The organism is Pseudomonas saudimassiliensis (genome assembly GCF_000939975.1).
Lineage (GTDB): Bacteria > Pseudomonadota > Gammaproteobacteria > Pseudomonadales > Pseudomonadaceae > Halopseudomonas > Halopseudomonas saudimassiliensis.
Genome location: NZ_LK391969.1, coordinates 381,848 through 405,051, shown reverse-complemented (window position 1 = coordinate 405,051; position 23,204 = coordinate 381,848). Strand labels below are relative to the sequence as shown.

19 protein-coding genes are annotated in these 23,204 nt (G+C 62.5%); 7 read left to right on the top strand and 12 right to left on the bottom strand.

All coding sequences use genetic code 11. The features are described 5' to 3' along the window. Positions 1-63 precede the first annotated feature (63 nt). Complete coding sequence (locus VG99_RS02020) at positions 64-1,878, top strand: ABCB family ABC transporter ATP-binding protein/permease (RefSeq protein WP_044498083.1); 1,815 nt, start codon at positions 64-66, stop codon at positions 1,876-1,878. A 119-nt stretch (positions 1,879-1,997) separates the two neighbouring features. Here VG99_RS02020 and VG99_RS02015 read toward each other — a convergent pair whose 3' ends face one another. Beyond that, positions 1,998-4,427 (bottom strand): acyl-CoA dehydrogenase, encoded by a 2,430-nt coding sequence (locus tag VG99_RS02015; protein WP_044501374.1) that lies wholly within the window; start codon positions 4,425-4,427, stop codon positions 1,998-2,000. A 154-nt stretch (positions 4,428-4,581) separates the two neighbouring features. Continuing rightward, positions 4,582-5,895, bottom strand: a complete 1,314-nt coding sequence (locus tag VG99_RS02010; protein ID WP_044498082.1) for a spinster family MFS transporter — start codon at positions 5,893-5,895, stop codon at positions 4,582-4,584. A 185-nt stretch (positions 5,896-6,080) separates the two neighbouring features. Between VG99_RS02010 and VG99_RS02005 the strand changes: the two genes are divergently transcribed. The 3 genes from VG99_RS02005 to queF all read left to right on the top strand — a co-directional run bounded on the left by VG99_RS02005 (position 6,081) and on the right by queF (position 8,692). After that, positions 6,081-7,013: an ABC transporter ATP-binding protein gene (locus VG99_RS02005; RefSeq protein ID WP_044498080.1), complete on the top strand. Its 933-nt coding sequence runs from the start codon at positions 6,081-6,083 to the stop codon at positions 7,011-7,013. Between the two features lie 2 nt (positions 7,014-7,015). After that, complete coding sequence (locus VG99_RS02000; RefSeq protein ID WP_044501373.1) at positions 7,016-7,792, top strand: ABC transporter permease; 777 nt, start codon at positions 7,016-7,018, stop codon at positions 7,790-7,792. A gap of 66 nt (positions 7,793-7,858) precedes the next feature. Continuing rightward, a complete protein-coding gene (queF, locus tag VG99_RS01995) occupies positions 7,859-8,692 on the top strand; it encodes an NADPH-dependent 7-cyano-7-deazaguanine reductase QueF (RefSeq protein WP_044498079.1) in 834 nt (277 codons plus the stop codon). Between the two features lie 39 nt (positions 8,693-8,731). Here the strand turns inward: queF and VG99_RS01990 are convergent, their stop codons facing one another. After that, complete coding sequence (locus tag VG99_RS01990; protein ID WP_044498078.1) at positions 8,732-9,010, bottom strand: DUF4404 family protein; 279 nt, start codon at positions 9,008-9,010, stop codon at positions 8,732-8,734. A 189-nt stretch (positions 9,011-9,199) separates the two neighbouring features. Here VG99_RS01990 and VG99_RS01985 point away from each other — a divergent pair, with 189 nt between their 5' ends. From VG99_RS01985 to rssC, 3 genes are all read left to right on the top strand, one after another. Then, on the top strand, positions 9,200-9,916 hold the full coding sequence (locus VG99_RS01985; RefSeq protein ID WP_082050066.1) for an MlaA family lipoprotein: 717 nt from the start codon (positions 9,200-9,202) through the stop codon (positions 9,914-9,916). Between the two features lie 158 nt (positions 9,917-10,074). Beyond that, positions 10,075-11,265: a SpoIIE family protein phosphatase gene (locus VG99_RS01980; RefSeq protein ID WP_044498077.1), complete on the top strand. Its 1,191-nt coding sequence runs from the start codon at positions 10,075-10,077 to the stop codon at positions 11,263-11,265. Beyond that, entirely contained in the window at positions 11,265-11,750 is a 486-nt protein-coding gene (gene rssC, locus VG99_RS01975) for an anti-sigma factor antagonist RssC (protein WP_044501371.1), read from the top strand. Before VG99_RS01980 ends, rssC begins: the two co-directional genes overlap by 1 nt. Here the strand turns inward: rssC and tal are convergent. From tal to VG99_RS01930, 9 genes are all read right to left on the bottom strand, one after another. Further along, positions 11,739-12,689 carry a transaldolase gene (tal, locus tag VG99_RS01970; protein WP_044498076.1) on the bottom strand — a complete coding sequence of 317 codons (951 nt, stop codon included), beginning with the start codon at positions 12,687-12,689 and terminating at the stop codon, positions 11,739-11,741. The genes rssC and tal overlap by 12 nt on opposite strands. Positions 12,690-12,742: 53 nt before the next feature. After that, entirely contained in the window at positions 12,743-13,777 is a 1,035-nt protein-coding gene (dusA, locus tag VG99_RS01965; RefSeq protein WP_044498074.1) for a tRNA dihydrouridine(20/20a) synthase DusA, read from the bottom strand. A gap of 74 nt (positions 13,778-13,851) precedes the next feature. Next, the gene (locus tag VG99_RS01960) at positions 13,852-15,267 is read right to left on the bottom strand and encodes an undecaprenyl-phosphate glucose phosphotransferase (RefSeq protein WP_044498072.1); all 1,416 of its coding nucleotides are present in this window, start codon (positions 15,265-15,267) and stop codon (positions 13,852-13,854) included. Positions 15,268-15,344: 77 nt separating this feature from the next. Then, the gene (locus tag VG99_RS01955) at positions 15,345-16,376 is read right to left on the bottom strand and encodes a glycosyltransferase family protein (RefSeq protein ID WP_044498071.1); all 1,032 of its coding nucleotides are present in this window, start codon (positions 16,374-16,376) and stop codon (positions 15,345-15,347) included. Between the two features lie 74 nt (positions 16,377-16,450). Beyond that, complete coding sequence (locus VG99_RS01950; RefSeq protein WP_052508665.1) at positions 16,451-17,845, bottom strand: Coenzyme F420 hydrogenase/dehydrogenase, beta subunit C-terminal domain; 1,395 nt, start codon at positions 17,843-17,845, stop codon at positions 16,451-16,453. Beyond that, positions 17,832-19,082, bottom strand: coding sequence for a polysaccharide pyruvyl transferase family protein (locus tag VG99_RS15440; protein WP_052508664.1), 1,251 nt, complete (start codon positions 19,080-19,082; stop codon positions 17,832-17,834). Before VG99_RS15440 ends, VG99_RS01950 begins: the two co-directional genes overlap by 14 nt. Before the next feature lie 34 nt (positions 19,083-19,116). Beyond that, a complete protein-coding gene (locus tag VG99_RS01940) occupies positions 19,117-20,607 on the bottom strand; it encodes a lipopolysaccharide biosynthesis protein (RefSeq protein WP_044498070.1) in 1,491 nt (496 codons plus the stop codon). Continuing rightward, complete coding sequence (locus VG99_RS01935) at positions 20,604-22,055, bottom strand: mannose-1-phosphate guanylyltransferase/mannose-6-phosphate isomerase (RefSeq protein ID WP_044498069.1); 1,452 nt, start codon at positions 22,053-22,055, stop codon at positions 20,604-20,606. Before VG99_RS01935 ends, VG99_RS01940 begins: the two co-directional genes overlap by 4 nt. Before the next feature lie 2 nt (positions 22,056-22,057). Next, entirely contained in the window at positions 22,058-23,203 is a 1,146-nt protein-coding gene (locus tag VG99_RS01930; RefSeq protein ID WP_044498068.1) for a glycosyltransferase family 4 protein, read from the bottom strand. Position 23,204 lies beyond the last annotated feature (1 nt).

The following is a 23,204-nucleotide window of genomic DNA, read 5'->3' as shown; positions in this document are numbered from 1 at the left end:
ACCAGCGGCTCTGCCTCGGGATGCTAGACTGCCGCCTTGGCACAGCATCCCGAGGCTTTTGCATTGCGACCCAGAAGTGATAGCTCCTACGCCGGTGGACCGGTCAATTGGCGGATCATCCGTAGTCTGATTCCCTATCTCAGCGAGTTCCGTGGCCGGGTAACCCTGGCCATGGCCTGTCTGTTGCTCGCCAAGCTGGCCGGGGTGGCGGTGCCCTGGGTGCTCAAGCTGATCGTTGAGCATTACGAGACCGTTACCGATGCGCTGGTGCTGGTACCGGTGGCCTTGCTGGCGGCCTACGGCCTGCTGCGCTTTTCTACCGTGTTCTTTTCGGAGCTGCGCGATGCCGTATTTGCGCGGGTAGCCGAACGGGCCATGCGGCGGATATCGCTCAAGGTGTTCGAGCATCTGCACCGGCTGGACCTTGGCTTTCACCTGTCCCGCCGTACTGGCGGACTGGCACGGGACATTGAGCGGGGGACCAGCGGCATCAGCTTCCTGCTGCGTTTCATGGTGTTCAATATCCTGCCCACGCTGTTGGAGATTGGCCTGATTGCCATCATCCTGCTAGCCAACTTCAGTCCTGTGTATGCCTTGACGGTGCTCGGTGCCGTGCTGGTTTACGGGTTGTTCACCATCGTGTTCACCGAGTGGCGCAACCGCTTCGTACGCGAAAGCAACCAACTGGATAACCGCTCCAATACCCGGGCGGTGGATAGCCTGCTGAACTACGAAACGGTCAAGTATTTCGGCAACGAGCAGTTCGAAGCCCGGCAATATGACGAGCACCTGGCGGGCTGGGAGTCGGCGCGGATGAAGACGCGGCTGTCGCTGGCGGCGCTCAATTCCGGCCAGGCGCTGATCATTGCCGGGTCGGTGACCCTGATGATGGTGCTGGCGGCGAACCAGGTGTCGGCGGGCAGCATGACCCTGGGTGGGTTGGTAATGATCAACGCCTACATGATCCAGCTGTTCATTCCGCTGAACTTCCTCGGCTTCATCTACCGCGAGATCCGCGAGGCGCTGATCAATATCGAGCGGCTGTTCGGACTGCTGGAGGCCCCGGTCAAGGTGGCGGACGCCGCTGCGGCGCCGGCGTTGCAGGTGGACGGTGGCACGGTGCGCTTCGAGCAGGTCAGTCATGCCTATACGCCGGAGCGGCCGATACTCAGGAATGTCAGTTTCACCATCCCGGCGGGGCAGACCCTGGCGGTGGTCGGCCCCAGCGGCGCAGGCAAATCTACCCTGGCGCGGCTACTGTTCCGCTTCTATGACGTCGAAAGTGGACGCATCACCATTGACGGCCAGGACATTCGGACCGTCAGTCAACACAGCCTGCGCCAGGCTATCGGTGTGGTGCCCCAGGACACTGTGTTATTCAACGACACCATTGGCTACAACATTGCCTACGGCAAACCGGGTGCCACCGACGAGGATATCTGGAATGCGCTGCGCATGGCGCAGCTGGAAGACTTTGTCCAGCGTTTGCCCGAAGGGCTGAACACACAGGTGGGCGAACGGGGGCTGAAGCTATCCGGGGGCGAAAAGCAGCGCATCGCCATCGCCCGGGTGCTGCTCAAGGGCCCGCAACTGCTGATCCTCGACGAGGCGACCTCTTCCCTGGATACCCATTCCGAACGGCGCATCCTCGACGCCCTCAACCTGGTGGCGCGGCGACGTACCACCTTGGCCATCGCCCACCGGTTGTCGACCATTACCCATGCCGAGCAGATTCTGGTGTTGGAGCAGGGGGAGGTGGTAGAGCAGGGCACGCACCAGGAGCTATTGGTGGCTGGTGGGGCCTATGCACGGTTGTGGGCGGAGCAGCAGCGCGAGGGGGATGGCGGGCAAGAAGGGAAGGGTCCGCAGCTGGCCTGACAGCCCGCTCGTCTCGAGGAGGGCTGCATTAACCCTGGGATGGTCGAGCACCAGCTCGACCACGGTGTGGTATGGGACATCTTGGACGAGCTGGTGCTCGTCCCACCCAGGGGAACGCTTCAGCCCGGCCGCATATCCTCCGGCGCAAAATCATCCACTTCGATCACCGCGCGGCGGGCGAGGCGGGCTTCGCGCAGTTTCAGCGCTTCGTCGGGGCTGATGACCCCGCTTTCCGCTGCCACCGCGAGCTCGTCGATGTCACTGCCAGCTTCCAGCTCGCCGGAGCGCTGCGCCTTGCTCAGCCGCCGTTCGATCGGGTCGGCGAGAATGACTTTCTCCAGGGTGTCGTTCAACAAGCCGGTCACATCATCCGGGTCGCTGCTGCGGTAGCAACCGGCCAACAGGCGGTCACGTGAGGCGCTGGGTGTCATCAGGCTACGCGCCACTTCTCCGCCGGTCCGGTCGGACGGTGGCTTGAGGCGGCGACCCAGCGGGAAGATCAGAACCCGCAGGGCAATGCCCATGCAGCGATCCGGGAAGTTGAGCAGGATCTCGTGCATGGCCTGCTCCGTCTTCGCCAGCAGATCCTCGATACCCCAGCGCAGCAGCGGCAGGTCCTCCTCGGGGCTACCGTGATCGTGGTAATGCTTGAGCGTGGCGCTGGCGAGATAGATGTAACTCATCACATCCCCTAGCCGGGCCGACAGCCGCTCGCGGCGTTTCAGCTCACCGCCCAGCATCAGCATGCTGGTGTCCGTCAGCGTGGCGAAGGCCGCACTGAGCCGGGACAGCTGCCGGTAGTAGGGGCGGGTGTGGTCATTGCCCGGCGTCTTGACCAGAGCGCCGGCGGTCAGGCCCAGCAGCAGGCTGCCGGCGGCGTTGCTCAGGGCGTGGCCGATGTGCTGGAACAGCAGGGCATCGAACCGTGCGATGGCGCACTCCTGGTCCGGGTCCCGGGTGGCTTCCATCTCCTGCAGTACATAGGGGTGGCAGCGGATGGCGCCCTGGCCGAAGATCATCATGCTGCGGGTGAGGATGTTGGCGCCTTCCACGGTGATGGAGATCGGCACCGACTGATAGCCGCGACCGAGGTAATTCTTCGGCCCCATGCAGATACCCTTGCCGCCGTGCACGTCCATGGCGTCGTTCATGCACTGGCGCATACGCTCGGTCAGGTGGTACTTGACCACGCCGGATAGCACTGCCGGCTTCTCGCCGAGATCCACCGCCCCGGCAGTCATGGTCCGTGCGGCATCCATCACATAGGTATTACCGCCGATCCGGGCGAGGGCTTCCTGCACTCCTTCGAACTCGCCGATGGGCAGGTCGAACTGGCGGCGAATCCGGGCATAGGCGCCGGTGGTCATGCTGGTCATCTTGGCGGCGCCGGTGGCCCCCGCCGGCAGGGAAATGGAGCGGCCGACCGCCAGGCAGTTCATCAGCATCTTCCAGCCATGGCCGATCATCTGCTGACCGCCAATCAGGTAGTCCATCGGGATGAACACATTGGTGCCGGAATTGGGACCGTTCATGAACGCCGCATTGAGCGGAAAGTGCCGGCGGCCGATTTCCACGCCCTGGGTGTCGGTAGGGATCAGGGCGAGGGTAATGCCCAGGTCTTCCTGGTCGCCCAGCAGGCCATCAGGGTCGTATACCTTGAAGGCCAGGCCCAGCAGCGTGGCGATCGGGCCGAGGGTGATGTAGCGTTTTTCCCAGGTGACGCTCAGTCCCAGTACCTCTTCGCCGTTCCATTGCTGCCGACAGACGATGCCCCGGTCCGGCATGCCACCGGCATCGGATCCGGCCTCAGGGGAGGTGAGAGCGAAGCAGGGAATTTCCTGGCCGGCGGCCAGGCGCGGCAGATAATGCTGTTTCTGCTCATCGGTGCCGTATTGCATGAGCAGTTCGGCAGGTCCCAGGGAATTGGGCACCATGACGGTGGAGCCGAGGTCACCGCTGCGGCTGGCCAGTTTCATGGCGACCTGGGAATGGGCGTAGGCTGAAAAGCCCTTGCCGCCGTATTCCTTGGGAATGATCAGGCCAAAAAAGCCGTTACTCTTGATGAAGTCCCAGACCGCTTCTGGCAGATCCTGCAACTCAGTGGTCACCTCCCACTCGTTGGTCATCCTGCACAACTCCTCCACCGGGCCATCGAGAAAGGCCTGCTCCTCTGCGGTCAATCGGGGCTGGGGATAGCTGTGCAGCTTGTTCCAGTCGGGGCGACCGCTGAAGATCTCGCCATCCCACCAGACGGTGCCGGCATCCAGGGCTTCCTGCTCGGTCGCGGAGATCGGCGGCAATACCTTGCGGAACCAGTGGAACAGCGGTGTGGTGATGCTCCGGCGGCGCCAGTCCGTCATGTTCAGGGGTATGGCCACACCAAAGAACAGTGCCCACAGGATGAGATCCAACAACCAGTGGACCGGACCCAGCAGGGTCATTGCCAGCAGGTAAGCGCCAACGGCGAGACAGGCGTTCAGCAGGCCAACGCGTACCCAGGCGAGCACGGTGACAAGAAAGATCAGGCCCAGCAGCCAGAGCAGGGTCAGCATGAATCACTCCTTCAGGGTTGAAATCCAGTCTTCAGCATAGTCGGTTTGCCGTCATGCTGTGACCGCCGGTGTAACGGAATATCACCAGGAAGGAAGCAAGGGAGGGAGGAAAAGCCGGGCAGCAGCGAAAGCTGCTACCCGGTGGCTGCGCTTAAGGCTCGATGTGCGCGGTATCGTACTTGATGGTCTTGCCCGCAAGGTAGTAATGGAAGCAGGCCCAGATATTGACGAGCGCCGCGGCAATCAGCGCGTAGCGCAGGCTGTCTGCACCATAGCTACTGTTCATCAGGTCACTGGCCAGACCAACCAGCTGCGGGCCGAAACCCAGGCCGAACAGGTTGAGGATCAGCAGCATGACGGCCGAGGCCAGCGCGCGGCTGCGCAGCGGTGTCAGGCTCTGGATCATGGCGAAGCTCGGCCCGAGGTAGAAGGCGCCAAGGAACACCGCTGGCATATAGGCCATCAGTGCCAGCGTGGTATTTTCGATGGTGTAGAAGGCGATGATGAACGGGATCGCCATGAGCTTGGCCAGACCAACAATCCATGCGTTCCAGCTCTGATCGCGTGCTGTCAGCTTGTCGGCCAGCAGTCCGCCGATCCAGACGCCCAGGCCGCCGACGATACCCATCAGCGGGCCGAGCAGCATACCGACTTCGCCTGCGCTCATGCCGTGACTGCGTATGAGGAAGGCCGGGTTCCAGACGATGGTGCCATAGCCGACCAGTGCCGTCAGGGTAACGCCGGTCACCACGTGACGGGTAGTGCGCACCCGCCACAGCACGGCCATGCCGGCTTTGACGCTGACCTTGCCGCGCGGTGGCGGTGGCACGCCGTCGGCGAAGCCGCGCGGCGGCTCGATCATGGTGAAGCGCACCAGCAGAGCAATCAACAGTCCCGGGAAGCCGACCACGAAGAAGGCTGCACGCCAGCCCCAGGCATCGGCGACGAAGCCGCCGACGATGAAGCCGATCATGATGCCGAAATACACACCCAGCGAGTACAGGGCCATGGCACTGGAGCGCTGTTCCTTGGGGTAGAGGTCAGACAGCATCGAATGTGATGGCGGACTGGAGCCGGCTTCGCCGATGCCAACCCCGATGCGGGCGGCAGCCAGTTGCCAGAAATTCTGCGCCAGACCACAGACCGCGGTCATCAGGCTCCAGATGGCAATGGCCCAGGCGATGATGTTGCGGCGATTGGAACGGTCCGCCCAGACGGCGATCGGAATGCCGAGGGTAGCGTAGAACAGCGCGAAGGCGATGCCGGACAGAAAGCCCAACTGGGTGTCAGACAGCAAGAGGTCGGCTTTCAGTGGCTCGATCAGGATGCCGACGATGTTGCGGTCAACGTGACTCGAAGTGTAGGCCAGCACCAGGATGAACAGGGCGTAACGACGGTAGGCAGGAGTAATGCGACTGGCAAAGTCGTCCTTGGCCGTTGCCGATGCTTCTGGCAATTGGGGCATGTAAATCTCCGTATCGTGTGGTTATTTTTCTGGTCCGAAGAATACGGCCCGCCCCCTGCGACCACAATCGACCACATGGTCACATTTGTAGAACTTTTGTAATTCCTGCTCCGGGCTCGTCGGGCTTGAATTCGTGGATTTCGTCCCCATATCGATCGGCTGATCCATGAATTGAAGGGGCATGCATGACGGCAGCAATCACAATCCGCGGGCTCGAGAAAACCTACCCCAATGGGATGCGCGCGTTGAAGGGATTGGACCTGGACGTGGCGCAGGGCGACTTCTTCGCCCTGCTCGGCCCCAACGGCGCCGGTAAATCCACCACCATTGGCATATTGTCGTCGCTGGTGAGCAAGACGGCGGGTAAGGTCAGCATCTTCGGCCATGATCTGGACACGGACTTGATGGCCGCCAAGCGTTGCATCGGTGTGGTGCCCCAGGAATTCAATTTCAGCCAATTCGAGAAGGCGCAGGACATTCTCGTCAACCAGGCCGGCTATTACGGCATCCCGGCGGGCGAAGCCCGCGAGCGAGCCGAGCACTTCCTGCGCCGCCTGAGTCTCTGGGACAAGCGCGATGTGCCCTCGCGCATGCTCTCCGGCGGCATGAAACGCCGCCTGATGATCGCCCGCGCGTTGATCCATGAGCCGCGGCTGCTGATTCTCGACGAACCGACCGCGGGCGTGGATATCGAGATTCGCCGTTCGATGTGGCAGTTTCTCGAAGAGATCAATGCCCAGGGGGTGACCATCATCCTCACCACGCACTATCTGGAAGAGGCCGAACAGCTGTGCCGGAATATCGCCATCATCGACGGCGGCCGGATCATCCATAACACCAGCATGCGCCAGTTGCTCAAGCAATTGCATGTCGAGACTTTCCTGCTCGACTGTCGCGACGCCATGGCGCAGGCGCCCAGCCTGCCGGGCTTCCCCTGCACGCTGGCCGATGACCACACGCTGGAGGTTCAGGTCGACAAGGGGCAGGGCATGAATGGTCTGTTTGCGGCGCTGGCGGCGCAGGGCATAGAGGTGCTCAGCCTGCGCAACAAGAGCAATCGCCTGGAGGAGCTGTTCCTCCACCTGGTTGATGGCAATTCGGACAAGGGAGCAGCATGAACATGAGTCATCGGCGCAGCAGCTGGATTGCCTTTACCACCATCCTTACCAAGGAAGTACGGCGCTTTACCCGCATCTGGCCGCAAACGCTGCTGCCGCCGGGCATCACCATGGCGTTGTACTTCGTCATCTTCGGCAACCTGATCGGCGGGCGCATCGGCGAGATGGATGGTTTTGCGTACATCGATTACATCGTGCCGGGCCTGATCATGATGTCGGTGATCACCAACAGTTACTCCAACGTGGTATCGAGCTTTTTCAGCACCAAGTTCCAGCGTTCCATCGAAGAGCTGATGGTGGCGCCGGTGTCGCCCCACGTGATTCTGCTGGGGTACTCCCTGGGCGGCGTGGCGCGGGGGCTGGCGGTCGGGTTGATCGTGACCCTGATGTCGCTGTTCTTCACCCGGCTGCAGGTACAGCATATCGGGCTGACGGTTGGTGTGGTCTTCCTGACCTCGCTGGTATTTGCCCTGGGTGGCTTCATCAACGCGGTGTATGCTCGCAGTTTCGATGATATTTCCATCGTGCCGACCTTCGTGCTGACACCCCTGACCTACCTTGGCGGCGTCTTCTACTCGATCAGCCTGTTGCCGGACTTCTGGCAGATGGTGTCGCTGATCAACCCCATCCTGCATATGGTCAACGCCTTCCGCTTCGGCATTCTGGGGGTATCCGATATCAACATCGGCCTGGCGCTGTTGCTGATGGCTGGCTTTGCGGTGGCGCTCTATGTGTTCAGCTATCGCTTGCTGGTACGCGGCACCGGCCTGCGGCAGTAGGCATTGGTTATTGGCTGAGCCGTCCGGCACAGGTATGCTTGCGGGTTAATTGAAGGAGACCCGCAGATGCATCCGGCAGAACAGTCGCCGCTGGGCAAGTCCAGCAGCTATAACGGTATCTATACCCCGTCATTGCTGTACCCGATCCCCCGTCAACCGATCTGGCAGGAGCTGGGTATCGATCCGCAGCGGCTGCCGTTCCATGGGGTGGATGTCTGGAACAGTTATGAGGTCTCCTGGCTGACGCCCTCCGGCAAGCCGGAAGTGGCGGCGGTGGAATTCGTTTTTCCGGTCACGGCCAATGCGCGTATCGTCGAGTCCAAGTCCTTCAAGCTGTATCTGAACTCCTTCAACCAGACGGTGTTCAGGGACCGTGCCGATGTGTTGCGTACGCTGGAATCCGATCTGAGCGTGACCGCCCAGGCACCGGTCATGGTGCGGCTGCTGACGATGCCCCGCTTGCAGCAGGTGGGGGTCGGGCGGCTGCCCGGCGAATGCCTGGACGATCTGGACGTTACCATCGATGTATACGAGTATTCGCCGGAGCTGTTGCAGCGGGTGCCGGGCGATGGTTGGGCGCGGGAAACCCTGCATAGCCACCTGCTCAAGTCCAACTGCCCGGTGACCGGCCAGCCCGACTGGGGCAGTGTCGCCATCAGTTACGCCGGCCCGGCTCTCGACAAGGCGGCGCTGCTCCGCTATCTGGTCTCATTCCGTCAGCACGGAGATTTTCACGAGCAGTGTGTCGAGCGGATTTTCCTCGATCTGCAGCGGGTGCTGGGGGAGGGGTGCGAATTGACCGTCTATGCGCGCTACCTGCGCCGCGGCGGGCTCGATATCAATCCCTGGCGCTCCACACACCCCGGCACGCCGGACAACACGCGGCTGGCGCGCCAATAATAGACAGGATGGCCCCGCGGAATGCGGGGCCATCTTGCTTCAGATGCCCATATTCGACAGGCTCTGGACCACGTTCTGCAGAGTAGCGGACAGGGTGGGGTGACGTTCCGAGAATTCCTCGACGAGCAGGTTTACGCTGTCAACCAGGCTGGGGTCGGCCACGGCTTCCTCGCTGCCTTCGCTGACCAGCAGCCGGGCTTCGAGATTGATCGCCAGCGTCTCCAGGGAGCTGCGTTCCTCTTCGCTCAGCACGATGGCCGGATCGTTCAACGTCTGTTGCAGGGATTCAAGCTGGGCTTGCAGATGTTCGTCCGCCATGGGTTTCTCCTTAACTAAGAATCTGGTCACACTATAGCGCTGCGCACCGTGGACGTCTGCACGGCGATTGATACAACATAAAAGCCGGTGGGCGGACCGGGAGTTTGCATTACAATGATGATCGTGAACGCGGCATGCTGCTTCGGCCGTCTGACCTCCCCAATGGAGACTGTAGCAACGATGAACCTGATGAACGTCACTACATATGGTTTGCTGGCCGGAGCGCTCTCCCTGGCACTGGTTGGCCCGGCCTCGGCCGTTGAAGACGACGACTACGCGGTCGAATACCACAATCCCGATCCCTGGGAGCCGGTCAACCGGGTAGTCTTCCGGTTCAATGATACCCTCGACACCTATGCCTTGAAGCCCATCGCCAAGGGCTATGACCGGGTCGTGCCGGGTCCGTTGGACGACGGCGTGACCAACGTCTTCAACAACCTGGGCGAGCCGAAGAACCTGGTCAACAACCTGCTGCAGGGCAAGTTCCATGACGCCAGTGTCGACCTGTCCCGGTTCCTGATGAACACCACCGTCGGGGTGGTGGGCCTGTTCGACGTGGCGACCCGCATGGGCCTGCAACGTAACGACGAGGATTTCGGCCAGACCCTGGGCGCCTGGGGCGTCGAGAGTGGACCCTACGTGATGCTACCGTTCTTCGGCCCCAGCACGGTACGTGATGGCAGCGCGTTTGCTGCTGAAGGATTTGCCGGTTACACCTACGGCAGCCAGATGGACCATGTCCCCAGCCGCAACACTGCGCGCGGGGTGGATGTGGTCGATACCCGCGCCGGGCTGTTGTCCCAGGAACGCCTGATCCGCGGCGACAAATATCGCTTCCTGCGCAATGTCTGGTTACAGAATCGCGAGTACAAGGTCATGGACGGGCAGGTGGAGGATGACTTCTGACCGAGCCTCGTCCGGACGACGGTTGCCTGCCGGAGCGGATGGGAGTAATGTCTGCCCCTTCGGGAGACATCCCTGGGCTTCAGACGTGAGTCTGACTATGAATACACCCTGTGGCCGCGTGGCTCTGCCTGGCTTCGCGGCAATGACGTAGGGAATCTATGCAGCTTCCTGGCACCACTTTGCTGGTTATTGATGATGACGACCAGGTTCGTCAAAGCATCTCGATTCATCTTGAACAGTGTGGCTTCGAGGTACTGCAGGCCAGTCGCGCCCAGGACGGTCTGGCGCTGGTTTCTGCCCGGCGTCCAGAGCTGGTGCTCTGCGATCTCTACATGTCCGACATGAGCGGTTTCGAGCTGCTGGCGCAGATTGCCGATGCCCGGCCGGATACACCGGTCGTGGTCATCTCCGATGATGGGGTGATGTGCGACGTCGTCGAAGCCCTGCGCCTTGGCGCCAGCGATTACCTGATCAAACCCCAGGCGGACCTGGAAGTGCTGGAGCATGCGGTCCGACGATCGCTCGACCGGGCGCGCCTGCGCAGCGAGAACCAGCGCATCCGTGAGCGCCTCGAGCTGGCCAACCGCGAACTGGAAAATCACCTGCGCGAGTTGCGCGATGACCAGGCAGCCGGGCGGCAGGTGCAGCTCAACATGCTCCCCGCCTCACCCTGGCAGAGCGACCAATACCTGTTCGAACACCGCATCATCCCTTCGCTGTACCTGTCCGGTGACTTCGTCGATTACTTCCGCGTCTCGGAAACCCAGTTGGCGTTCTATCTGGCGGACGTATCCGGCCACGGCGCGTCCTCGGCCTTTGTCACCGTGCTGCTTAAGTTCATGACCACCCGCCTGCTGTACGAGCAACGCAAGTTGCAGGAGCAGGGGCCGATCCGTTTCCAGCCCTCCGATGTGCTCGGGCACATCAACCGCAGCCTGATCAGTTGCAATCTGGGCAAGCATGTAACCATGCTCGGCGGTGTGATCGACGAAGCCGATCAGACCCTTACCTATAGCATTGGCGGGCATCTGCCGCTGCCGGTCATCTGTATCGATGGCAAGGCCGAATACCTGCAGGGCAAGGGCCGGCCGGTGGGGTTGTTTGCCGAAGCCGAATTCGAGAACCACCAGATCCCGCTCCCGCCCCGTTTTTCCCTGACCCTGTGCTCCGACGGCGTGCTCGATTGCCTCGAGGGTACTACGCTCAAGGAGAAGGAAGAGCGGTTGCCGGAGCTGGTCGGCCAAGCCGGAGGGGACATGCAGCGTTTCATGCAGTTGCTCGGCCTCGACCACACCAGGGTCATGCCGGACGATATTTCAGTATTGCTGTTGAGCAGGACATCGGAATGATGACGACGGGCAGGATTCAGTTCGCTGAATCCGAAGATACTTTCATCCTGAAATTCATCGGTGATGTGCGATTAACGCTCTGCGCGGCGCTGGATGCCTATATCGAGAAGATCTTCAGCGCGCTGAGTTTTGGTTGCATCGTCATCGACCTGACGGAAACCGATAACATCGACAGCACCTCACTGGGGTTGTTGGCGAAGTTGTCGATCCTCTCCCGGGACCGGGTTGGCCTGTTGCCGACCCTGGTGTCTACCCATGAGGATATGAACCGCTTGCTGCAAAGCATGGGCTTCGACCAGATATTCAATATCGTTCCTGAAACCACCCCGACTGATGCCGAACTACAGGATCTGCCTGGTCAGATTCTTTCCGAGGAGCAGGTCAGAAGCCGCGTGCTGGAGGCCCATCGCATACTGATGGACCTCAACGAGCACAACCGGGCGGCCTTTACCGATCTGGTCAGTACCCTCGAATCAGGCCACTGACGCGGCCCGCTCGCCCATCAACGACTCCAGTTTGAGCTGATCTGCGGCAAAGGCGCGGATGCCCTCGGCGAGCTTTTCCGTTGCCATGGCATCCTCGTTGTGTGCCCAGCGGAAGGTCGGCTCGGTCAGTATCTCCCGTGGATCATCCGAGCCGCTGGTCAGCAGGCCCGACGGTGTCAGGCTGCCGGACTCGGTCGCCAGTTGCTGGAGCAGGGCGGGGCTGATGGTCAACCGGTCGCAACCACAGAGCGCCTCGATCTGGCCGATGTTACGGAAGCTCGCGCCCATGACCACGGTGGCGTACATGTGCTCCTTGTAATAACGGTAGATGCGCGCCACCGACTGCACCCCAGGGTCTTCCGCGCCCTGATATTCCCGCCCATCACGCTGCTTGTACCAGTCATAGATCCGTCCCACGAAGGGTGAGATGAGAAACACCCCGGCGTCAGCGCAGGCCTGGGCCTGGGCAAAGGAGAACAGCAGCGTCAGGTTGCACTGGATGCCTTCACGCTCGAGTTCGGCGGCCGCCTGGATGCCTTCCCAGGTGGCGGCAATCTTGATCAGTACGCGGTCGCGGGTCACACCGGCCTGTTCATAGAGTTCAATCAGCTTGCGGGCCTTGGCCAGGGTGGCATCGCGATCGAAGGACAACCGCGCATCCACCTCGGTGGACACCCGACCGGGGACCAGCTTGATGATCTCGCTACCTACCGCCACGGCAAAATGGTCGCAGGCGTCGGTAATCAGCTCGTGGCTGCCGGCAGCCTGCTGCAGTGCCCGGTCCAGCAGATGACTGCAATCGGGTTGCTGCGCGGCCTTGAGCAGGAGGGAGGGGTTGGTGGTGGCATCCACCGGTTGCAGAGTGCGGATCGCGTCGATATCACCGGTGTCGGCGACGATCAATGTGTGCTGACGGAGACTATCCAGTTTGCTTGTCATGATGGCCCGAGGTGGTTGCGAAGAAAGTGGACTTCGACCTTACCTCAAGCTTGTTACAGTGAGCAATCCTGTGGTTGTGTGCGCTCCGTCATCTCGCTGACCAACCGGTCATACAGCGCCAGGGGCTGGTCGGTGCGGTGGATCTCGGTACTCAGCTGCCGGCGGAAGTGCCGGGCACCGGGGAGTCCCTGGAACAGGCCGAGGATATGCCGGGTCACATGGTGCATCGCGCCGCCCTGGGCCAGATGCGCAGCAATGTAAGGGCGTAGCGCATGGAGCACCTCAATGCGGCTGCGCACCGGCGCCGGGTCGCCGTAGAAGCGGCGGTCCACCTCGGCCATCAGGTAGGGGTTGTGGTAGGCCTCGCGCCCGACCATGACGCCATCGAGTTCATCCATCTGCTGTTGCATCATGTCGAGATCGGTAAGGCCGCCATTGAGGATGATCTCCAACTGCGGGAAATCCCTTTTCAGTTGCTGCACCACCTCATAACGCAACGGCGGCACCTCGCGATTCTCCTTGGGTGACAGTCCCTCGAGGATGGCGATGCGCGCATGCACGATAAAGGTCTCGCAACCTGCCTCCTGGAGCTGGCCGACAAAGTCCACCAGCTGTTCATAGCTGTCGCGGCCGTTGATGCCGATGCGGTGCTTGACCGTGACCGGGATGCTGCAGGCATCCAGCATCGCCTTGACGCCATCCACCACCAGCTCGGGATGGCCCATCAGGCAGGCGCCGATCAGGTTGTTCTGCACGCGGTCGCTGGGACAGCCGACGTTCAGGTTGACCTCGGCGTAACCGGCTTGCTCGGCCAGCCGCGCGCATTGCGCCAGATCCTGCGCATTGCTGCCACCCAGTTGCAACGCCAGCGGCTGCTCTTGCGGGCTGTAGCCGAGAAACCGCGCCCGATCGCCCTGTAATACCGCGCCGGTGGTCACCATCTCGGTATACAACAGGGCGTGCCGGCTGATCAGTCGCGCAAAGTAGCGATAATGGCGGTCAGTCCAGTCCATCATGGGCGCGACGCAGAAGCGCCGGGAGGGGCCGGGCCGGGAGCAAGGGAAAGACGACGGGGGAGGTTGCTGCATTGGTGCGGGCTGTCCTGGCGCTAGCGTGGGAAAGGGGTGCTAGTGTAGCAGGAACAGCCCGCCTGGGATCAGACTCAATAGGCGTTCTTGTTGAGGAAGCCTTTGAATACGGTGAGGAAGACGATCTTCAGGTCCAGCCAGAGGGACCAGCGGCGGATGTAGTTGAGGTCGTATTCGATGCGTTTCTGCATCTTGTCGAGGGTGTCGGTTTCGCCGCGCCAGCCGTTGATCTGGGCCCAGCCGGTGATGCCGGGTTTGACCTTGTGGCGGAGCATGTAGCCGCTGATGAGCTTGCGGTATTCCTCGTTGTGGGCGATGGCGTGGGGGCGAGGGCCAACGATGGACATATCGCCACGCAGCACATTGAGAAATTGCGGCAGCTCGTCCAGGGAAGTGCGGCGCAGGAAGGCGCCGAACGGAGTGATGCGGCTGTCGTTGCGCTTGGCCTGGGTGACGGTGTCGCCGTTTTCCATGACGGTCATGCTGCGGAATTTCCACACCTCGATGGGGCGCCCGTCCATGCCGTAGCGTTTCTGCCGGAACAGCGCGGGGCCGGGGGAAGTGAGGCGCACGCCCAGGGCGATGATCAGCATGGGCACGGCGATGATCGCGAGGATGGCCAAGGACAGCACTATGTCCTCGACACGTTTGACCAGCCGGCTAGCGCCGTCCATGGGAGAGTCGAAGATGCTGATGCTGGGCAAGCCGTTGATGGACTCGCTGCGGGCATGCAGCAGGTCGACGATGAAGACGTTGGGGATCAGGTAGACCGAGGCGGTGCTGTCGCTGAGCTGGTCGAGCAGCCATTTGATGCGTTCTTCGGCGCCCATGGGCAGGGTAATGTAGACCTTGTCGATATACCCGGCGCGGACGTTGTCAACCAGCGCCTGGTGATCACCGCGCACCGGCACGAAGCCCTGGATCTTTTGCAGATAGACCGCGTCGCTGGTCGCGTCGTCGTAGAAGCCCAGCAGGTCCAGGCCCATCCAGGGGTTGTCGACGATGTTGGCGGCGAGCCGTTGACCCAGTGAGCCGGCACCGACGATGGCGACGGTGCGGGTGTTGTAGCCATTGGCCCGCAGGGTGCGCATGAGCAGGCGCAGGCCGATGCGGTAGCCGCTGAGGATAACCAGGCCGCCGGCGAACCAGCACAGCTTGTCCCGGTCCGCCAGCAGCTCATTGTGCAGCAGGAAGTAGTCGGCGATGAACATGCCGACGAAGGCGGCGGCCCAGTTTCCCGCTACCCGCCGGTGCTCGCGGAACGTGGGCTCGCCCCGCCAGGAGCCGTACAGTTTGCTGCCATCGCTGAGCACGTAGAACAGGAACAGGGCGATCAGCAGGTTGAGCGTGTGTTGCGGTGACGCGGGGATGTCGCGCCCCAGCATCACCAGCAGCAGCGTGGCGCAGATGACACCCAGGTCCAGCCAACGCTGGATCACGTTGAGTATGGGTTCGTTGGAGCGAATGATGCCGTCTTGATTGTTCAACATGGAAAGATCCTGCAGTCGAGGCGCAAGGTGGTATGGAAGCCGTCAGGCGGAGGCGGGCTCCGGGACTGACGTTACCGTCATGGTCGGGACAAGGGTTCCGGCGGGCACGCCGGGCCATGCAGGCGCAACTGGCGGAACAGGTTGTCCCAGCAGGCTGTTACGGTGGCCATGGAAAAGTATTTGCGCGCCGAGCTGAGAATGGTCTCGGGGGGCAGGTCGTTCTGCTGCTTGATGGCCGCGCCGATGCTGTCCAGCTCGTCCACCAGGGTCAGGCCCTGCAGGTCAAGCTCCCGCTGTACCCAGTCGAAGAAGGGCGTTTTCACGGCAATGACCGGGGTGCCGAGGCTCAGGGCATAGAAGAAACTGCCGCTGACGATCATGTCGTTATCGGCGTGGGACAGGATCAGGCCGCGGGCGGAGCCGACCAGTTGGCGGGCTTCCGTTTCGGACAGAAAGCGCGAGATGAAGGTGATCTGTTTGCCTTCGGCAGCGGTCTGGAGCTTGCGGAAATAGGGCTGGTCATCACAGGGGCCGGCGATAACGAGTTGTTCATCCAGGGGAAACTGGTGGATCAACTGCTCGATATTCTTGTACGGCATGACCCGCCCGAAGACGATGAAGTGCGGCCCCTTGGCGCACATGGATTGTTCCAGGTAGAGCGGGTGCGGAATGTAGTGTTTCTCCGCATAGTGGCCACTGTGGGTGGCGGTCACGGAGTACAGGTGTTCGGACAGGTCGATCACCTTGGTCAGGGCGGTGGCGGATTGGCTACTGGCATGGTGGGGATAGGTGTTGTGGCGGATGTAGACCAACCGCCGGCACATGAGGCGGAGGAAGATAATCTGCACGAAATACGCCAGTATGCCAGCCATCGACAGGCGCCCGGTCCGCGGGTTGGCGGTCTTGTATTCCAGCCAGTTGACGATGATCACATCGAAGAAGCCGGGACGGTATTTCAGCAGTCGCCACAGGGACTTGGTCGAGGGCGACAGCGGATAGACCTGACCCAGTTCGGCCAGTGCTTCCTGGGTCCGCTGGACATAGGCGTTAGCCTCCGCGTACCCGGGCACATAGCCGATCTTCAGCTGGGGATCTGTAATCTTCTTCAAAACGTTTTCCTTATCTGGGTATTAGGTTTGCGAATGCTCTTGGGCGGGAGCCAAACGCCGGGACGTTTTGGTTTTCATGACAAAATCAGCTTGATTCTGCGTTTGGCCAGGCCGAGGAGCCGGCGTGGTAGCGAGGGGGTGTTGTATTTCTCGTATTGCTGTACCAGGGGGGTGATGCGCTCGATGAATAGGTCGAGGGACCCCTGGCGTTTTGCCGTGGCGAACAGTTCGTGGCTGGCGCGGGACAGCTCGCGGCGCCGCCGGATGAGTTCCCGACGGCGGCTGCCAACGATGTTCGCGTCGGGCATTACCCGCTTGGTTGGCGCCCACAGGCCTGCGTTCTGGTCGTCGGCCAGGCGCAGGGCCAGCCCTTCGCGACGGTGGCGGAAGTTGCCGGCCTGGGATTGGGCGGCTTCGGCGGCGGACAGGGGAGCAATGAAGAGTTCGCCTTCGGCCTGGCCGCGGTCGATCAGCCGCTGGATCACGGCGTTGCGGCACAGCAGGACATTGGTGCCGCGCCAGTCGGCCCGGTATTCCGGTAGCCAGGCGTCGCCCAGCACCACATCGGCGGTTTCAGCGAAAATGTCGTCGCAGTAGTTGCAGGCGTTGAGCTGGAACATGCCGTGGCCCCAGTTACCCCCCAGCAGTTGGCTGGTGGGGCGGGTGGTCCATTCGCAGTCGTCGGCGCCGCCGACGGTCGCTGCTTTGGCGCGGGCACCGAAGCGGTAACGCCCGGCATCCTCACCGGGTTGCTTGACGCGAAAGTCCACCGCGGCCAGTTCGTTGGGGCCGACGCCGCATTGCCAGGCCAGCAACTCGGCGAAGGCGGCGGATTTCAGATGGCCGCAGACCAGGCCGATAAAGTAGATCAGTTGGGTGGCCAGGGTCCGATCTTCCCGGCACAGCAGGCGCGCGCTCTTGATGAAACAGGGCACGCCCACCAGGGCGTAGCGCTGGCCATCTCCGTGGACACTGTGTAGCGCGCTATTGAAGCTGGTCGAGTAATAGATGGACTTGCGGCGGGCAGTCAATTCCTGGCGGCTACGGGAGATGCGGTAGGAAAACAGCCCGTCGCCACCCTGGCCGACGTGGATGACCCCGTCGATATGCCCTGTCTCCAGCAACTGGATCAGAATCCAGCTGGTGAGACCGCCGGAGCTGCTGCCGAGCAGGTAGTCATCGGCGGTGACCCGGGCGGCGGCGATGCTGAGGTACTTGCCGGTGCGCGGGTCCTCCCGGAGCACGGCGGGGAACACCTCGGCGGCAATGGCATCCTCGTTCGGCGCCTCCTGGGCAAAGGGGCAGACGCGGCTGCCGGTGGCGATGCTCTGGGGGCTGGCAGTGGTCAGGTCGGCACGGTAGTAACCCAGGTCGTTGCGCTGGACGGTGATGTCGCCGCGGGTGGCGAACTGGCAGGCGCCGCAACCGACGCAGATATCCCGCGCGACTACCTGTTCAATCGTAGGCACAGGACAACTCCTCCTGGCGGGCCGGCTCGGGCTGGGCCGCGTCGAAATTGCGCCGGGCCAGGGTGCGCACGGCGGGCAGCTTGCTGTGCAGGTGTTGGCGCAGGTCGTCCGGGCGGGCCAGCACCTGCTGGATCAGAGCGACGATGCGTTCGGCGAAGTCGGGCCGTGGTTCGATGGCCAGAAATTCCGCACCAAAGAGCCGCATCATGCCCTCGACCTTGCCCTGGGTGGCGAGGGTGATGGCGGGCACGCCGCTGTACAGGGACATGATTGCCAGGTGCATGCGGCCCGTGACGGTAAGGGTGGCGCCAGCGGTCAGGCCGCGGATTTCTGCCGGAGACAGCAGGCGCTCGATCATCAGCACCGTCGAGTCGCCCAATGCCTCGCAGATCTCCCGGCAGACGGGCAGATCATCACCGCCGGGGCGGGAGACGTGGGGCAGCAGTATCACCTGCAGGCCATGGTGTTGCAGCTCGCGGATGATGCGCACGTAGCCCTCGATCTGCACCGACGAGCGGCCAATCAGGCCACTGGCATTGACCAGTGCGTAGTTGCACTGGGAAGGTAGGGAATACAGCAATTGCGAAGCGGTGGCGAAGTTGACAGTGCGCGCGGCGAAGACGATATCCGCCACTTCGGTCACATTGGCCAGGCCGTCGGCCCGGGCCCGCTCGGCGGACAGCGGATCACGCAGGCACAATTGCACGCCGGCGGCCGTGGCCCGCTTCAGGGCGGCCAGGGCCTGGGGATGTGCCCGGCCGTTCCAGCTGAAGCCCAGAATGCGTACCGGGATGTTGGCCTGGGCGGCGAGCCAGGCGATGTTGGCCCGATTGGTGGAAGCTTGCCAGTTGTAGGCGCCGTCCATGATATCCGCCCCGGTAATGGCGACCATCTGCGCGCGACCGAGCAGTCGGCGAAAAACCCCGATACTGCGCAGGTGTGGCAGCAGGTGCCCATAGATCAACCCCGGCAGCACGATGACCCGGGTGCGCTCGGCGTGCTGATCGGGAATACAGATATCCTGCTGGCCGTGGCAGATGATCCGCACGTTGCCCGGGGTGTTTTCCAGAAAGGCCTCGACCATCGCCTGGTCGCCGATATTGCCCGCGCCGGGAGGCGCGATCAGCAGGCTGAAGGTCGAAGGTTGACTGGTCGCAGGGCCGATGGTGAACATCAGGCGATCGAACAGATGCAGCAGGCGCGGATGCCCCAGTGCGGCTCTGATGTGTTTTTTCATGACTGTTCCGAGCAAGTGGTTGAAAAGTTCATGGCTATTGTTTGCGGCGTGCGCGCAGCAGGGCGCCGGAGCCGAGCACCTGCAGCAGACTGCGGCGGAAGGGCGGCCAGATCAGTCCGAGCAGCACCAGGGCGCTGGCCATGGCCGCGCCGCCGATCAGCAGCTGCATCAGCAGTGAGCTGCCCCACTGGCTGGCGCTGTACCAGGCCAGGCAGGCACTGAGGGCGTGGCCGCCGATGATGGTCAGGCCGTTACGCAGCATGGCGGGGACCGGCGCGCCGGAATGCCGCAGGAAGTACAGCCCCCAGAGCCACAGCACACCGGTGCCGGCCGCGACGGTCAGCGCCACGCCCTGCATGCCCCAGTAGGCGCCCAGAAAGATGGCGGCGATCATTACCGGACGCGAGATCAGGGTGAACCGCAGATGCAGTGGCGTCAGCCCCTTGGAGAGGAAGACCCAGTAGCTTGCATAGCTGGCCGCCTGGAAAATCCCCGCTACCGCGAGAATGCGAAACACCGGCACGGCGGCCTGCCATTGCGGCCCCAGCACCAACAGGATCAGCGGCTCGGCCAATGCCGCGGCGCTGGCCAGCAGACCGACGATCAGATGCAGCATCACTGTCTGGCCATGGAGCAGGAACTGGTCATAGCGCGCCGGCTCCTGCTGCAGCCGTGACAGTACCGGCAGGGCGATGGTAGTGGCGGGCGCGTTGATCTGGTTCAGCGGCAACATGGAGAGCTGGTAGGACTTGCTGTACAACCCCAGGGACTCGGCGCCGAACCGATAACCGATGATCAGGCTGTCGAGATTGCGGGTGGCGTAGCCAATCAGCTGGGTGCCCATCAGGTTGCTGCCATAGCGCAGCAGGTCGCCCATGGCTGCATTGCGCCGGGGCCTGCCCGGCAGCCAGCGAGCGGCGCACAGCAGGGTCAGTAGGGTGGCGGTGGACATGGCCAGTTGCTGCCCGACCAGTGCCCAGTAGTTCCAGCCGGTGATTGCCAGATACAGCCCAGCGGCCAGGCCGGCCGCCATGCCGAGGATATCGACGATCGCCAGCGCCCCGAATTGCAGGCCGCGGTTGAGCTGTGCCCGATACTGGGTGGCGATGCCGTTGAGCACGAAGGTGATCGCCAGCACCCGGCTAATCGGAATCAGCCGGGGTTCATCATAAAAGGCAGCAATGGCCGGAGCGATGGCGAACACCAGCAGCGCCAGGCCCAGGCCGATTGCCGAGTTGATCCAGAACAGGTTGCTGCGTTGCTGGTCGGACAGGCTCCGCGCCTGGACAGCGGCGGAGGACAGCCCGAGGTCGCGCAGCACCTCCCCGATACCCGTCAGCACCACGACCATGGCCATGAGGCCATAGTCGTTGGGTGACAGCAGTCGGGCGAGCACCACGATGCCGCAGAACTGCAGCATGATCTTCACGCCCTGGCCACCCAGCGTGAGGACGGCGCCCCGGGCCGCAATACTGCCGAGGCTGCGTGGTGGCGGCGTGGCCGATACGGGGTCGCGGTCGCTCATTTGAGTGGCGTCACTGCCCTGGTGTCGCCGGTCACCTTCTCGACCCGGCCGTAACGGTCCTCGAAGCGCACGATGTCATCCTCGCCCAGGTAGGAGCCCGACTGCACCTCGATCAATTGCAGGTCGATGACGCCGGGGTTTTCCAGGGTGTGCACCTGGCCTACCGGGATATAGGAGGACTGGTTCTCGGTCACCAGGTAGGTCTTGTCGCCGTTGGTCACCTTGGCCGTGCCGCAGACCACGATCCAGTGTTCGGCCCGGTGGTGGTGCATCTGCAGGGATAGCTTGGCACCCGGCTTCACGGTGATGTGCTTGACCTGATAGCGATAGCCGTGGTCGATCGAGTCGTACACGCCCCAGGGCCGGTAGACCTCGCGGTGGCTGATGTGCTCCTGCCGACCGGTGGACTTGAGCTGCTCCACCAGCGCTTTCACCTCCTGGACGCGGTCCTTGTGGGCGACCAGCACGGCGTCCTTGGTTTCGACAATGATCAGGTCATCGACTCCCAGGGTGGCAACCAGCCGGTGCTCGGCGCGGATCAGGGTGTTGCGCGAGTCATGGGCCAGGGTGTCGCCCTGGGTGGCGTTGCCATGGGCGTCTTTGTCGCTGATGTCCCACAGCGCTGACCAGGAGCCGATATCGCTCCAGCCAGCGTCCAGGCTGACCACCACCGCGTCGGCGGTGTGTTCCATTACCGCGTAGTCGATGGATTCGCTCGGGCAGGCGGCGAAAGCTTCGGCATGCACCCGGGTGAACAGCAGGTCGTAGGTATTATCCAGTGCAGCCTGCCGGCAGGCGGTGAGGATGTCCGGGCGGTGGTCGGCCAGCTCTTCCAGATAGCGGGAGGCGCGGAACAGGAACATGCCGCTGTTCCACAGATACTGGCCCGAACGCAGGTAGTCATCGGCAGCGGCCGCGTCTGGCTTCTCGACGAAGCGGCTGACGCTGAAGGCGCCGTCGCCCGCCGGTTCGCCCTGCTGGATATAGCCATAACCGGTCTCCGCCGCGGTGGGTACTATGCCGAAGGTCACCAGCTTGCCGGCCTCGGCCAGGGGGATGGCTTGCCGCAGGCTGGCCTGGAAGGCGGCGGTATCGGCAATCTTGTGGTCGGCCGGGAGGACTAGCAGCAGCGGGTCCTGGCCGATGGTGTGGAGCTTGATGGCGGCTAGGGCAATGGCGGGCGCGGTATTGCGGCCGCAGGGTTCGAGGATGATGCGGGTGTCGTCCATGCCCAGCTGGTCCAGCTGCGCTGCTGCCAGGAACCGGTGCTGTTCATTGCAGATGAGCAGCGGTTGGGCACAGTCCAGGCCGTCGAGCCGCTTGATGGTGGCTTGCAGCATGGTCAGTTGCTGGTCAGCCAGTGCCAGGAACTGCTTCGGGTTGAGCTGGCGAGACAGCGGCCAGAGACGGGAGCCGGAACCACCGGCCATGATTACGGGCTGCAACATGGTCATACTCCTGCAAGGGTTGAGTTAGGGTTCGGATTGAACTCCTGGATGGCCGCATCCACCGCCCGGGAAAAACGCTCGCGGAACAGCTCGATGGAGAAATGCTCTGCCTGTTCACGGCAATGCTCGGGACGGATGCTGTGGCCTTGTTGTTCGAAATGCTCCACTGCCTGGATGAGCGATTCGGGTGTTTGCTGGGGAAAGAAGAAGCCGGTCCGGCCGTCCACCACGGTTTCCAGGGCGCCACCCTTGCCGTAGGCGATGACGGGGGTGCCACAGGCCATGGCCTCAACCGGGGTGATGCCGAAATCCTCCTCAGCGGCAAAGACGAAGGCTTTCGCCTGCTGCATGTAGTGGCGCATCTGCGGAAAGGGCAGGAAACCGGTCACCGTGATGTTGCTGGCGCCGGCGGCGACGGCGCGGACCTTGTCGAGATCCGGGCCGTCGCCGATGATCACCAGCTTGCGCTCGGGCATCTGCCGGAACGCCTGCGCGATCAGGTCCATGCGCTTGTAGGGCACCATGCGCGAGGCCGCGACGTAGAAGTCCTGCTTGTCGGGTTGCGGGATGAAATCGGTGATGTTCACCGGTGGATACACCACCTCGGCGGGCCGCCGATAGCACTTCTGCACGCGACGGGCTATGAACTCGGAATTGGCAATAAAGGCATTCACCCCGAGGGAGGAGCGCGCGTCGAAATTGCGGATGTAGTGCAGCGACCAGCGGGCGATCCAGTTCTTCAGACCCTTGTTGAGGCCCGATTGCATCAAGTATTGGTGTTGCAGGTCCCAGGCGTAGCGCACCGGCGAATGGATGTAGCAGATGTGCAGTTGGTCCGGCCCGGTCAGCACGCCCTTGGCGACCGCATGGGAACTGGAGATGATTAAGTCGTAGCCGCTGAGATCGAATTGTTCGATGGCAAGCGGCATCAGCGGCAGGTAGCTGCGGTAGCGTGTGCGGGCGAAGGGCATGCGTTGCAGGAACGAGGTGGTTGCCTGTTTGCCGTTGAGAAATGCCCGTTGATCATCCTGCAGGAAGTCAATCAGTGAAAACAGATCGGCATCGGGATAGAGCTGCAGTATTTGCTCGACCACCCGTTCTGCGCCTGAGTACACGGTAAGCCAGTCGACGACGAGGGCAACTTTCATG

Coding starts and splice junctions, on each gene's coding strand:
- rssC (WP_044501371.1), top strand. CDS start 11,265: ATGACGACGGGCAGGATTCAGTTCGCTGAATCCGAAGATACTTTCATC.
- VG99_RS01980 (WP_044498077.1), top strand. CDS start 10,075: ATGCAGCTTCCTGGCACCACTTTGCTGGTTATTGATGATGACGACCAG.
- VG99_RS01960 (WP_044498072.1), bottom strand. CDS start 15,267: ATGTTGAACAATCAAGACGGCATCATTCGCTCCAACGAACCCATACTC.
- VG99_RS01935 (WP_044498069.1), bottom strand. CDS start 22,055: ATGTTGCAGCCCGTAATCATGGCCGGTGGTTCCGGCTCCCGTCTCTGG.
- VG99_RS02010 (WP_044498082.1), bottom strand. CDS start 5,895: ATGCCCCAATTGCCAGAAGCATCGGCAACGGCCAAGGACGACTTTGCC.
- VG99_RS15440 (WP_052508664.1), bottom strand. CDS start 19,082: ATGAAAAAACACATCAGAGCCGCACTGGGGCATCCGCGCCTGCTGCAT.
- dusA (WP_044498074.1), bottom strand. CDS start 13,777: ATGCAGCAACCTCCCCCGTCGTCTTTCCCTTGCTCCCGGCCCGGCCCC.
- VG99_RS02000 (WP_044501373.1), top strand. CDS start 7,016: ATGAGTCATCGGCGCAGCAGCTGGATTGCCTTTACCACCATCCTTACC.
- VG99_RS02005 (WP_044498080.1), top strand. CDS start 6,081: ATGACGGCAGCAATCACAATCCGCGGGCTCGAGAAAACCTACCCCAAT.
- queF (WP_044498079.1), top strand. CDS start 7,859: ATGCATCCGGCAGAACAGTCGCCGCTGGGCAAGTCCAGCAGCTATAAC.
- VG99_RS01930 (WP_044498068.1), bottom strand. CDS start 23,203: ATGAAAGTTGCCCTCGTCGTCGACTGGCTTACCGTGTACTCAGGCGCA.
- VG99_RS01985 (WP_082050066.1), top strand. CDS start 9,200: ATGAACGTCACTACATATGGTTTGCTGGCCGGAGCGCTCTCCCTGGCA.
- VG99_RS01990 (WP_044498078.1), bottom strand. CDS start 9,010: ATGGCGGACGAACATCTGCAAGCCCAGCTTGAATCCCTGCAACAGACG.
- VG99_RS01940 (WP_044498070.1), bottom strand. CDS start 20,607: ATGAGCGACCGCGACCCCGTATCGGCCACGCCGCCACCACGCAGCCTC.
- tal (WP_044498076.1), bottom strand. CDS start 12,689: ATGACAAGCAAACTGGATAGTCTCCGTCAGCACACATTGATCGTCGCC.